11 protein-coding genes are annotated in these 11,984 nt (G+C 68.4%); 7 read left to right on the top strand and 4 right to left on the bottom strand.

From position 1 onward, the window contains the following. Positions 1–20: 20 nt before the first annotated feature. The 7 genes from BST11_RS04120 to BST11_RS04150 all read left to right on the top strand — a co-directional run bounded on the left by BST11_RS04120 (position 21) and on the right by BST11_RS04150 (position 5,768). On the top strand, positions 21–896 hold the full coding sequence (locus tag BST11_RS04120) for an AAA family ATPase (RefSeq protein ID WP_067321948.1): 876 nt from the start codon (positions 21–23) through the stop codon (positions 894–896). Then, on the top strand, positions 897–2,345 hold the full coding sequence (locus tag BST11_RS04125) for a vWA domain-containing protein (RefSeq protein WP_083136722.1): 1,449 nt from the start codon (positions 897–899) through the stop codon (positions 2,343–2,345). It abuts the gene before it with no gap. A gap of 203 nt (positions 2,346–2,548) precedes the next feature. Further along, positions 2,549–3,169: a nicotinate-nucleotide adenylyltransferase gene (gene nadD, locus BST11_RS04130; RefSeq protein WP_264010440.1), complete on the top strand. Its 621-nt coding sequence runs from the start codon at positions 2,549–2,551 to the stop codon at positions 3,167–3,169. Then, positions 3,166–3,531, top strand: a complete 366-nt coding sequence (rsfS, locus tag BST11_RS04135; protein WP_083136724.1) for a ribosome silencing factor — start codon at positions 3,166–3,168, stop codon at positions 3,529–3,531. The genes nadD and rsfS overlap by 4 nt, the downstream gene beginning before the upstream one ends. After that, positions 3,528–4,199, top strand: a complete 672-nt coding sequence (gene gpgP / locus BST11_RS04140) for a glucosyl-3-phosphoglycerate phosphatase (RefSeq protein ID WP_083136725.1) — start codon at positions 3,528–3,530, stop codon at positions 4,197–4,199. Before rsfS ends, gpgP begins: the two co-directional genes overlap by 4 nt. Further along, positions 4,189–4,932, top strand: coding sequence for a diglucosylglycerate octanoyltransferase (gene octT, locus BST11_RS04145; protein ID WP_083136726.1), 744 nt, complete (start codon positions 4,189–4,191; stop codon positions 4,930–4,932). Before gpgP ends, octT begins: the two co-directional genes overlap by 11 nt. Positions 4,933–4,937: 5 nt before the next feature. After that, a complete protein-coding gene (locus BST11_RS04150; protein WP_083136727.1) occupies positions 4,938–5,768 on the top strand; it encodes a DegV family protein in 831 nt (276 codons plus the stop codon). A 9-nt stretch (positions 5,769–5,777) separates the two neighbouring features. Here BST11_RS04150 and BST11_RS04155 read toward each other — a convergent pair whose 3' ends face one another. From BST11_RS04155 to BST11_RS04170, 4 genes are all read right to left on the bottom strand, one after another. Continuing rightward, on the bottom strand, positions 5,778–7,328 hold the full coding sequence (locus tag BST11_RS04155; RefSeq protein WP_083136728.1) for a PecA family PE domain-processing aspartic protease: 1,551 nt from the start codon (positions 7,326–7,328) through the stop codon (positions 5,778–5,780). Positions 7,329–7,434: 106 nt separating this feature from the next. Further along, positions 7,435–10,362 carry an MMPL/RND family transporter gene (locus BST11_RS04160; RefSeq protein ID WP_083136729.1) on the bottom strand — a complete coding sequence of 976 codons (2,928 nt, stop codon included), beginning with the start codon at positions 10,360–10,362 and terminating at the stop codon, positions 7,435–7,437. Next, entirely contained in the window at positions 10,359–10,787 is a 429-nt protein-coding gene (locus BST11_RS04165) for an MmpS family transport accessory protein (protein ID WP_083136730.1), read from the bottom strand. The genes BST11_RS04160 and BST11_RS04165 overlap by 4 nt, the downstream gene beginning before the upstream one ends. Positions 10,788–10,926: 139 nt before the next feature. Beyond that, positions 10,927–11,979, bottom strand: coding sequence for an NAD(P)H-dependent amine dehydrogenase family protein (locus tag BST11_RS04170; RefSeq protein ID WP_083136731.1), 1,053 nt, complete (start codon positions 11,977–11,979; stop codon positions 10,927–10,929). Between the last annotated feature and the right edge of the window lie 5 nt (positions 11,980–11,984).

An 11,984-nucleotide genomic window follows, 5' to 3' on the forward strand; every position in this document is an offset into this window, starting at 1 on the left:
GCTTTAGGAGAACCGAGATTGTGACTGTGCCCGCCCGGCCCGCGCCGCTGTTCGCCGACATCGACGACGTCTCGCGACGCTTGGCCGAGACCGGCTACCTGCCCGACACCGCCACCGCCACCGCGGTGTTCCTGGCCGACCGGCTGGGCAAGCCGCTGCTGGTGGAGGGTCCGGCCGGCGTCGGCAAGACCGAGCTGGCCCGCGCCGTCGCCCAGGCCACCGGCTCGGGCCTGGTCCGCCTGCAGTGCTATGAGGGGGTCGACGAGGCGCGCGCGCTCTACGAGTGGAACCACGCCAAGCAGATACTCCGAATTCAGGCCGGTTCGGGCGACTGGGACCAGACCAAGGACGACGTGTTCAGCGAGGAATTCCTGCTGCAGCGTCCGCTGCTGACCGCCATCCGCCGCACCGAGCCGACGGTGCTGCTCATCGACGAGACCGACAAGGCCGACATCGAGATCGAGGGCCTGCTGCTCGAGGTGCTCTCCGACTTCGCCGTGACCGTCCCCGAACTGGGCACGCTCATCGCCGAGCGGGCCCCGTTCGTCGTGCTCACTTCCAACGCCACCCGGGAACTGTCCGAGGCGCTCAAGCGCCGCTGCCTGTTCTTGCACATCGACTTCCCGAGCCCCGACCTGGAGCGGCGCATCCTGCTGTCCCGGGTCCCGGAGCTGCCCGCGCACCTGGCCGAGGAACTGGTGCGCATCATCGGCGTGCTGCGCGGCATGCAACTGAAGAAGGTCCCGTCCATCGCCGAGACGATCGACTGGGGCCGCACCCTGCTCGCGCTGGGCCTGGACACCATCGACGACGCGGTGGTATCCGCCACGCTCGGCGTGGTCCTCAAGCACCAATCCGACCAGCAGCGCGCGGCCGGCGAGCTCAGGCTGAACTAAATGGCCGCCCGCCGCATCCGCCCCACCCGCCCGCTGGCCCCGCACGGGCTGCCGGGCCACCTGGTCGGTTTCGTGGAAGCGCTTCGCGGAGCGGGGATTTCGGTGGGGCCGTCGGAGACGGTGGACGCCGGCCGGGTAATGGCGACCCTCGGCCTGGCCGACCGCGATGTGCTGCGCGAGGGCATCGCCTGCGCGGTGCTGCGCCGCCCCGACCACCGCGACACCTACGACGCCATGTTCGACCTGTGGTTCCCCGCGGCGCTGGGGGCGCGGGCGGTGGTGTTGGACGACGAGTCGGGCGAGGGGTCGGGCGACCAGTCGTTGCCGGACGACGACGTCGAGGCGATGCGCCAGATGCTGCTGGACCTGCTCACCGAAAATCCCGACCTGGCCGACATGGACGAGCGGCTGGTCGCGATGATCGCGCGGATCGTGGAGGCCTACGGCAAATACAGTTCGAGCCGCGGACCGTCGTTCTCGTCGTATCAGGCGCTCAAGGCGATGGCGCTCGACGAGCTGGAGGGCAAGCTGCTGGCGGGGCTGCTGGCCCCGTACGGTGACGAGCCCACGCCCACTCAGGAGCAGATCGCCAAAGCGCTTGCGGCGCAGCGGATCACACAGCTACGCAAGATGGTCGACGCCGAGACCAAGCGCCGCACCGCCGAGCAGCTCGGCCGCGACCACGTCCAGATGTACGGCATTCCACAGCTTTCCGAGAACGTCGAGTTCCTGCGCGCCTCCGGCGAGCAGCTACGCCAGATGCAACGGGTCGTGGCGCCCCTGGCCCGCACCCTGGCCACCCGGCTGGCGGCGCGCCGCCGGCGCTCGCGCGCCGGGACGATCGACCTGCGCAAGACGCTGCGCAAGTCGATGTCCACCGGCGGCGTGCCGATCGACGTGGTGCTGGCCAAGCCCCGCCCGGCGCGCCCGGAACTGGTGGTGCTGTGCGACGTTTCGGGCTCGGTCGCCGGGTTCAGCCACTTCACGCTGCTGCTGGTGCACGCCCTGCGGCAACAGTTCTCGCGCGTCCGGGTGTTCGCCTTCATCGACACCACCGACGAGGTGACGCACATGTTCGGGCCGGAGGCCGACCTGGCCGTGGCGATCCAGCGCATCACCCGGGAGGCCGGTGTCTACAGCCGCGACGGGCACTCCGACTACGGCAACGCGTTCGTCTCGTTCCTGCAGGCGCACCCGAACGCGTTGTCGCCGCGCAGCTCGCTGCTGGTGCTGGGCGACGGGCGCACCAACTATCGCGACCCGGCCATCGACGTGCTGGCCGACATGGTGACCGCCAGCCGCCACGCGCACTGGCTCAACCCCGAACCCAAACACCTGTGGGGCAGCGGCGACTCGGCGGTGCCGCGCTACCAGGACGTCATCCCGATGCACGAATGCCGCTCGGCCAAGCAACTGGCCGCGGTGATCGACCAGCTGCTGCCCGTGTGAGGCGGGACCGTGACCGCTGGGCCTCATTCGTCACATCGGCCACGTCCGTCCCTGTCGGCGACGGTGGTCTGAGCGCCCGCCTCGCATAGTCGCTGTGAGGCGGGCACCGAGCGTCCCACCCGGCGGAGAGACTCCTGTGGCGGATGTGACGAAAAGGTGGGTCATCGCCGCCTCAAGTAAGCTGGCACATCGTGCAAAAGCGGCTGCGCAGGCTGGGAGTGATGGGTGGGACGTTCGACCCCATCCATTACGGTCACCTGGTTGCCGCCAGCGAGGTCGCCGACCTATTCGACCTCGACGAGGTGGTGTTCGTGCCCAGCGGGCAGCCGTGGCAGAAGGACCGCAGCGTCTCGGCCGCCGAGGACCGCTATCTCATGACGGTGATCGCCACCGCCTCCAACCCCCGCTTTTCGGTGAGCCGGGTCGACATCGACCGCGCCGGGCCCACCTACACCCGGGACACCCTGCGCGACCTGCGCGCGCTGAACCCGGACTCCGAGCTGTACTTCATCACCGGCGCCGACGCCCTGGAGTCCATTCTGTCGTGGCAGGGCTGGGACGAGCTGTTCGCGCTGGCGCGCTTCGTCGGCGTCAGCCGGCCCGGCTACGAGCTGCGCCGCGAGCACATCACCGGAGTGCTGGGCGAGCTGACCGAGGACGCGCTGACGCTGGTCGAGATCCCGGCCCTGGCGATCTCGTCGACCGACTGCCGCCGGCGCGCCGAGCAGCACCGCCCGCTGTGGTACCTGATGCCCGACGGGGTCGTGCAGTACGTCTCCAAGCGGCGGCTCTACAGCAAGCCCGGCGGCGAGGGGTCGGCGTGAGCGCCACCCCGGAAGCCATCGACATGGCCACCGTCGCGGCGGGCGCGGCGGCGGCGAAGCTGGCCAGCGACGTGGTCGTCATCGACGTCTCCGGCCAGCTGGTCATCACCGACTGCTTCGTCATCGCGTCGGCGTCCAACGAGCGGCAGGTCAACGCGATCGTCGACGAGGTCGAGGAGAAGATGCGCCGGGCGGGATACCGGCCGGCGCGGCGGGAAGGCGCCCGGGAAGGGCGTTGGACGCTGCTGGATTACCGCGACATCGTCGTGCACATCCAGCATCAGGACGACCGCAATTTCTACGCCCTGGACCGACTGTGGGGTGACTGCCCGACGGTGCCGGTGGACCTGGACGCGCCATGAGGATCAGACGCCTGGTGATGCTGCGCCACGGGCAGACCGACTACAACCTCGGCAGCCGGATGCAGGGGCAGCTGGACACCCAGCTCAGCGAGCTGGGCCGCGCGCAGGCCGTCGCGGCCGCCGAGGTGCTGGGCAAGCTGCAGCCGCTGTTGATCGTCTCGTCGGACCTGCGGCGCGCCTACGACACGGCGATCAAGCTGGGGGAGCGCACGGGCCTGAGGGTCTGGGTGGACGACCGGATCCGGGAGACCCACCTCGGCGACTGGCAGGGCCTGACGCACGCCCAGATCGACGCCGAGGCTCCGGGTGCCCGGCTGGCCTGGCGCGAGGACGCGACGTGGGCCCCGCACGGCGGCGAGAGCCGGGTCGACGTGGCCGCCCGCAGCCTTCCGTTGATCGCCGAATTGGTTGCCGGCGAGCCTGATTGGGGCGACCCCCACCACGCGGATCGACCGGTGGTGCTGGTCGGCCACGGCGGGCTGATCGCCGCGTTGTCCGCGGCGCTGCTGCGGCTCCCGGTCGCCAATTGGCCGATCCTGGGCGGCATGGGCAACGCCAGCTGGGTGCAATTGTCCGGCCATTCCGACGATCGCGCCGATTTTCACGACATCCGGTGGCGCCTCGACGTGTGGAACGCCTCGGCGCAGGTGGCCAACGATGTCCTCTGACCCGGGGGCCAGGCCCACGTTGCTGGTGTTCGCCGACTCGTTGTCCTATTACGGGCCGACCGGCGGACTGCCCGCCGACGATCCGCGCATTTGGCCCAATATCGTTGCGGCACACCTGGGTTGGGATGTGGAGCTGATCGGCCGCATCGGCTGGACCTGCCGCGACGTGTGGTGGGCTGCGACGCAGGACCCGCGGGCGTGGGCGGCGCTGCCCCGGGCGGGTGCGGTGATCTTCGCGACCGGCGGGATGGATTCGCTGCCCTCGGTCCTACCGACCGCGCTGCGCGAGCTGATCCGCTACGTGCGCCCGCCGTGGTTGCGCCGCTGGGCCCGCGACGGCTACGCCTGGTTGCAGCCCAGGCTCTCGCCGGTGGCCCGGTCGGCGTTGCCGCCGCACCTGAGCGCCGAATACCTCGAACAGACGCGGGGCGCAATCGATTTCAACCGGCCCGGGATCCCGATCGTGGCGTCGCTGCCCTCGGTGCACATCGCCGAGACGTACGGCAAGGCGCACCACGGCCGCGCCGGGACGGTCGCCGCGATCACGGACTGGGCGCACGAACACGACATTCCGTTGGTGGATCTCAAAGCGGCTGTGGCCGAACAGATTATGAGTGGGCGCGGTAACCCCGACGGTATTCACTGGAATTTCGAAGCCCACCAGGCGGTCGCGGAGCTGATGCTCAAGGCGCTGGCCGAGGCCGGGATACCCCACGAGAAGCCCCGGGGGTAGCGCTCGTGAGTGTCGTGGTGGTGACCGATGCGTCGTCTCGCCTGCCCGCCGAGTTGCTCCAACAATGGGACATCCGGGTCGTTCCGCTGCACATCCTGCTCGACGGCCGCGACCTGCGCGACGGTGTGGACGACATCCCCGACGACATCTACAAGCAATACGCCACCACCGCGGCGGCCACCCCGGCCGAACTGGCCAACGCCTACCAGCAGGCGCTGGCCGACAGCGGCGGCGACGGCGTTGTGGCGGTGCACCTTTCCTCGGCGCTGTCCGGCACCTTCGGCGCCGCCCAACGCACGGCGGCCGACTTGGACGCGAACGTGCGGGTGGTCGACTCGAGGTCGGCCGCGATGGGCACCGGCTTCGTCGCGCTGGCCGCCGCGCGCGCGGCGGCCGCGGGCGGCGACCTGGACGCCGTCGCCGGCGCCGCCGGCGCGGCCGTGTCGCGGGGACGTGCGTTCGCGGTGGTGCACCGGCTGGACAACCTGCGCCGCAGCGGGCGCATCGGCGGGGCCAAGGCATGGCTGGGCACCGCGCTGGCCCTCAAGCCGGTGCTGCGTATCGACGACGGCAAACTCGTTCTGGCGCAACGGGTCCGCACGGTCACCCACGCGACCGCGGCGATGATCGACCGGGTCTGCGAGGCCGTCGGCGAAGGGCCCGCCGCCCTGGCCGTGCACCATGTCGCCAACCCGGACGGCGCGAAGGAGGTGGCGGCGACGCTCGCGGAACGGCTGCCGGGGTGCGAGCCGGCGATCATCACCCCGTTGGGGCCGGTGCTCGCGGTGCACGTCGGCGCCGGAGCGATCGTGGTGTGCCTCCAATTGGCGGACTGATCTCGGATCTCAAAGTTGTTGGTCGAAGATCGTCGTTCCCACCGCGTCGTTGTTCCAGATATAGATCGGCAGTTGGGAGAAGGGATAATTGCCGGTATTGAAGACGTAGTAGCCGGCGCCGTACTTGGGCCCTGTCGCGGACGCCACCACGAGTGGAGTGTCGCCAACCGTGACCGTCTGTGTGTAGAGGGGCACGCCGTTGATCGTGGAGACCGTGATGGTTGTTCCCGCGGGGAGATGGTTGCCGATGTCGAGGCCCGGGACCAACGATTGGGGGATGGCCCCGCTCACCCCACCGGAGTCGATGAAAGCCCCGACGGTTTGCGGTAGTTCGTGGTTGATCTGCACCTGCACAACGGTTCTCGGGGCGCCGTCCAAAGCGACCAGGGGTGGCAGCGGATTGGGCCCGAACTCCAGCATGCCGCGGGGCAGGTTGATCAGCACGCCCTCGTTCATGTCGCCCGGCAATGCGCTCGTCACCGGGGTGGTGAACGGGTATCCGTCGTTCGGGCCCACGCCCAAATAGGCGGGTAGCGACGAAAGCGCGACGGGGTTGCCCGGGTTGCCCAGATACGCCGAGGTGGCGACGCCGACGGTGGTCGGCGTGGTCACGATGCCATTCCCGAAATTTAGTGTCGTCTGATAGGTCTGGTAGTCGACGAACAGGGTCCCTCCGTAACTGACCGAACCGCTCCCGGTGGGGCTGCCCAGGGTCGCCACATTGACGTATTGCGGCGGTACCACCAGGCCGGTGGCGCCCGAGTCGACGATGACGGGCACGCTGGGTCCGTCGCCGACGGAGATGTTCAGGATCGGATTGCCGTACTGATCCGGATGGATCAGGGTTTGGTCCACCGCAAGCTGCATGCTTATCCCCGCCGTGCCGGGCAGTCCCAGCAGGCCGCCGCGACCGCCCGGACCGCCCACCCCACCGGGGCCGCTGGCCCCGCCCGTTCCGCCGATGCCGATGAGGCCGGCGGGGCCGCCGGGGCCCCCGGGCATGCCGCCATAAAGGCTGCCGCCGCCGGTGCCGCCGTTGCCCAGGAGGAAACCGCCGGCGCCCCCGGCGCCCCCGGCAACTCCGTAGGAGGTGCTGACGCCGCCCGTCCCGCCGTCTCCGAATAGCCAACCGCCGGGACCGCCCGGCGTTCCCACGCCCCGAGCGGTGGTGTAGCCGTTGGTGCCCGCGCCGAACAGCGGGCGCCCGGTCAGTTCCCGGACGGGCTCGTTGATCGCGCGGGCCGGCCCGGCGGCCAGGCCCGACAACAGCTGCCCGATGCCGGCGAACTCGGTGGCCGCGTACGAATTCATGCTGGCCGCCAGGTTGCGCGTGAAGCGGTCGTACGACGCGTCCAGCTGCCCGGCCAACGCCTGATATTCGCGACCGTATTCGCCGAAGAGCGTCGCCAGCGCGGCCGACACCTCGTCGCCGCCCGCGGCCAGCAGCCCGCTGGTCGGGACCGCGGCGGTCGCGTTGGCGGCGCTGATCGTCGAGCCGATACCGGTCAGGTCGGTCACCGCCGCGGTCAGCGTCTCCGGCACCAGTTCCACGAAGGACATGTCGTACCTCTCGTCGGCCGATCCATCGCGTGGTCGCGATCAATGACAGACAACCAGTACGCCACGATTATGACGAAACAATGACCGTTTTCCTCGAAAGGGTGCGTCAGGCCCGGGCGCCGGCAACTGCCGGCCGCCGCGCGTTGTCGCCGCGCGGGTGGACGACCTGCGGCCACCAGAACCAGCGCCCCAGCAGGGTCGCGATCGACGGCATCAGCAGGGTGCGCACAATCAGGGTGTCCAGCAGCAGGCCGATGCAGACGGTCGATCCGAACTGCCCGAGCACGCGCAGGTCGCTACCGAGCATGGACGCCATGGTGAAGGCGAACACCAGCCCCGCCGCGGTCACCACCCCGCCGGTTCCGGCCATCGAGCGGATGATCCCCGTCTTGAGGCCGGCATGGATCTCCTCTTTGAATCGGGAGACCAGGAGCAGGTTGTAGTCGGAGCCGACCGCCAGCAGGATGATGACCGACAGCGCCATCACGATCCAGTGGATCCTGATGCCGAACAGGTCCTGCCAGATGAGCACCGACAGCCCGAACGACGCGGCGATCGAACTGGCGGCGGTGCCGACGATGACCAGGGCGGCGACCACGCTGCGGGTCAGCAGCAGCATGATCATGAAGATCAGCGTCAGCGACGCGATCACGGCGATCATCAGGTCGTATTTTTCGCCGTCGGCCATGTCCCGGAAGGTGGCGGCGGTCCCACCGAGATACACCCGGGCGTCCGACAGCGACGACTGCTTGAGCCCCTCTTGCGCGGCCGTGCGCTCCGCGTCCACGCGCGAAATGCCTTCCGGTGTCATGGGATCGCTTTGGTGGGTGATGAAGAACCGCGCCGACTTGCCGTCGGGTGACAAAAACATTCGAAGGCCGGTCTGGAAGTCCGGGTTGTCGAAGGCCTCCGGCGGCAGGTAGAAGAAGTCGTCGTTCTTGGAGGCGTCGAAGCTCTGGCCCATGACGACGGCCGTATCGCTCATGGCCTCCATCTGGTTGATCATCGCCTTGAACGTCTGGTACAGCGTCAGGGTGATTCCCTTGGTGGTCTTCAGCGTGCTGATCATCGTCGGGACCAACACCATCATCTCGTGGGTGGCCGCCGCGGTGCGGTTGATGTCCGCCGCAAGTTCGTGGAATTTCCCGGCGATGTCGTCGAACCCGTCCAGCGAGTCCCAAAGGGACCGCAGTGACCAGCAGATCGGGATGTCGTAGCAGTGCCTCTCCCAATAGAAGTACGACTTGATCGGCCGCCAGAAGTCGTCGAAATCGGCGATGTGGTCGCGCAATTGGTCGGTGATCTCCGAGGTTTCCTGCGTCGTCCGGGCGCTGTCGTCGGCCGCGCTCGACAGGTCCTTCGTGATCGCGTACAGCCGCTCGGTGTAGTCGATCTGGACCTGCAGCTCGTCGGCCATCTTGAGGATGTCGGCGATGCGGTCCTTGAGGAACGTCATGTTCTGCATGGTCGTCTGGCTCTGCATGCTGTTCTGGAACGGTATCGAGCTGTGCTGAATCGGGATGCCCAGCGGCCTGGTGATGTCCTGGACCATGGCGATGCCCAGCGTGCGCATCTCGTTTTTGGCCACCCGGTCCAATACCAGCATGTCGGCCGGGTTTCGCATGTCGTGGTCGGCCTCGACCATCAACATGTCGGGGTTCATCCGGGCCTGCGAGAAGTGCCGGTCCGCGGCCGCCTGCCCGAGATTGGAGGGGGCCGAGGTCGGCAGGTAGTAGCGGTCGTTGTAACTCGTCTTGTAGCTCGGCAGCGCGACCATGCCGACCAGGACCACGGCGGCGCTGACGGCCAAAACCGGTGCGGGCCAACGCACTACCGCGGTCCCGACCCGCCGCCACAGCCCGCTTCTCTTGACCGCCCGCTTGGACTCGAAGAAATGGAAGCGACTGCCGATGAAGACCACCGCCGGTCCCAGGGTGAGTCCCGCCAGCACCACGACCAGCATGCCGATCGCCACGGGGGCGCCCATGGTGTTGAACCACGGCAGCCGGGTGAAACTCAGGCAGTAGGTCGCGCCGGCGATGGTCAGGCCCGACCCGAGCACGACCGGGGCGACTCCCCTGAATGTGGTGTAGTACGCGGTTTCTCGGTCCTCGCCGGCGCGCAGCGCCTCTTGATAGCGGCCGATGAGGAAGATCCCGTAGTCCGTGCCGGCCGCGATCGCCAGCATGGTGAGGATGTTGGCGGCGAACGTGGTGAGCCCGAATGCGTTGTGATACGCCAGAACCGCGACGACACCCCGTGAGCACGCCAGCGCGACGAACGTCATGAACAGCTGGATCAGCGTCGTGACGATGGACCGGTAGACCAGCAGCAGCATGATGGCGATCGCGCCGAGGGTGAACAGCGTGATCTTGGCCAGGCTGGCGTTACCGATGATGTGCATGTCGTCGGACAGGGCCGCCGGACCGGTGACGTAGGCCTTCACGCCCGGTGGGGGTCGGTTGCGGTCGATCACGTGGCGGACGGCGTCGACGGACTCGTTGGCCTGCGTCGTGCCCTGGTTGCCGGCCAGGTTGATCATGACGTAGGCGCCCTTCGCGTCGGCGCTTTGCGCCCCCGCGGCGGTGAGCCGGTCCCCCCAGAAGTCCTGGATGTGCTGGATGTGGTCGGGATCTTGACGCAGCTCGCGGATCAGCTTGTCGTAGTAGTGGTGCGCGTCCGGGCCCAGGGTCTGCTGGCCCTCCAGCACGATCATCACCGTGCTGTTGGAATCGAACTCGTGGAAGTTGTGGCCCAGGCGCATCATCGCCTTCATCGACGGCGCGTCCAGGGGTGTCATCGGCGCCGAATGCGCCTCGCCGACTTTCTCCAATGTGGGGACGATGACGTTCACCAGGACCGTCACGAACACCCAGGCCACGATGATCGGCACCGCGAAGATGCGGATCGCGTGCGGCAGGTACGGCCGGTGGCCTCGCTCGGCCTTGGACAGGCCCCGGGTGGTGATCGGGGCGGTGTCCGCGGCCTCGTCGGCGCGCCTGGCGTCGGAGTCGGTCTTGTCGATGTCGGTCATGCGGACTTCACCAGGCAGAAGGTCTGGGCGTTGTGGCCATCGGAGTTCTGTTCGTCGCGGACCACGCCGTCCACGGTGATCTTGCAGGTGATCCGGCTGCCGTCGCTTTGGGCCATGATGTTGGCGCTCACCGACGGCAGGGTGGTCGAGATCGTGGTCGACCACGGCAGCGCGGCGTTGTTGATCTGATGCGTGTTGGCGTTCTCGTCCCAGTAGTTGATGTTGGCGGTGGCCCCCGGCGGGCCGGAGATCTCGTAGACGACGACCTTCGGGTTGAACTGCACGATCTCGATCCCCTTGCCGGCGTTCGCGTTGAGGTCCTGCGATCCGAAGATCTTGTGCAGCCGCGACACCACCAATGCCGAGACCGCCAGGACGACCACCAGCACCAGGGGTATCCAGGCTCGCTTGACGACGCGGGTCACGGCGCCGGCATCTGGTTTAGCCACCTGACCGCCCTCCGCTCGCCGCTGTGGGAACCCCGCCGTCTTACCGACAGAACCTTTGCTCGGCTAAGCATCGTAGACCTTAAGGCACGAAGCCGTTCCTCCGGGGGGCGCGCCGCTAGCGCGCGACCCGGCCGGTGACCGGCGGCAAATCGGCAAGCGTCACGATGCCGGGCCGGGCGGCCACCACGGCCGGGACCGCATTGGTCACCGGCATCGCGGTGTAGATCATTCCCAGCCCCATGAACCCGGGCTCGGTCCAATCCTTCGGCGGCAGGCAGTGCAGGACCGTGCGCATGTTGGGCAGCCCGAACACCTGAATGACGTGCCCGTGCTCGAGGGGCTTGGGCGGGACCACGTGACCGCCCATCGTCCAGTTGAATCCGACGCTGACGACGTTGCGGTCGCCTTCCCAGCCGCGGTGGTAGCCATGGACGCCGGCGACGGTTCCCGCGGGAATCTTCATGAAGCCCAGGTCGGAATCGGCGGTGGCCGCGGTGAAGGTGACGTCGAAGGTCATCCTGTCCAGCTCGGCCCCGATCGCGTCGGCCATCATCGCCGCCGACTCGGCGAACACCTCGCTTTCGATACGCACGCTCTCGGCCAGGCCCGGCGTGTCGGGGTCCTGCGAGAACCCCATCGCCGTCTGGGTTTCCGCCGACTCGTAGGTCGAGCAGTCCACCGACTCGGTGATCCGGATCTCGTCGACACGCTCGCAGGAGGCGGACAGCACCATGCCGATCATGTTCGTCATCCCGGGATGCGCGCCGCTGCCGAAGATCGTGGATCCGCCCCGCCGGCAGGCATCCTCGATGCGCTTGCGGTCCTCACGCGTCTGCTTGCCGCCGGTGATCCAGGCGGCGCTGGTGCACACGTTGACACCGGACTCCAGCAGCCGCACGAGCTCGTCGACGTTGGGCCACAACGGGTTATAGCAGCACGCGTCCGGCCGCAACGCCAGCAGCGCGTCGACGTCGTCGGTGGCCTTGATGCCCGTGGGCGTGGGCCAGCCGGAGAGCTCGGCGGCGTCCACACCCACCTTGTCCTGGCCGTGGGCGTAGACGCCGACGAGCTCCATGTCCGGCCTGCCGATGATGGCGTGCAGCGATCGCCGCCCGATGTTTCCGGTCGTCCACTGGATCACACGAAACGGGCGGTCTGCGCTGCTCATGGGGG

The organism is Mycobacterium alsense (assembly GCF_002086635.1).
Taxonomy (GTDB): Bacteria; Actinomycetota; Actinomycetes; order Mycobacteriales; family Mycobacteriaceae; genus Mycobacterium; species Mycobacterium alsense.

Bases quoted from the DNA above. Each gene is read 5' to 3' on its own strand.
- BST11_RS04160 (WP_083136729.1), bottom strand. From the start codon at position 10,362: ATGACCGACATCGACAAGACCGACTCCGACGCCAGGCGCGCCGACGAG.
- BST11_RS04170 (WP_083136731.1), bottom strand. From the start codon at position 11,979: ATGAGCAGCGCAGACCGCCCGTTTCGTGTGATCCAGTGGACGACCGGA.
- BST11_RS04125 (WP_083136722.1), top strand. From the start codon at position 897: ATGGCCGCCCGCCGCATCCGCCCCACCCGCCCGCTGGCCCCGCACGGG.
- BST11_RS04155 (WP_083136728.1), bottom strand. From the start codon at position 7,328: ATGTCCTTCGTGGAACTGGTGCCGGAGACGCTGACCGCGGCGGTGACC.
- octT (WP_083136726.1), top strand. From the start codon at position 4,189: ATGTCCTCTGACCCGGGGGCCAGGCCCACGTTGCTGGTGTTCGCCGAC.
- gpgP (WP_083136725.1), top strand. From the start codon at position 3,528: ATGAGGATCAGACGCCTGGTGATGCTGCGCCACGGGCAGACCGACTAC.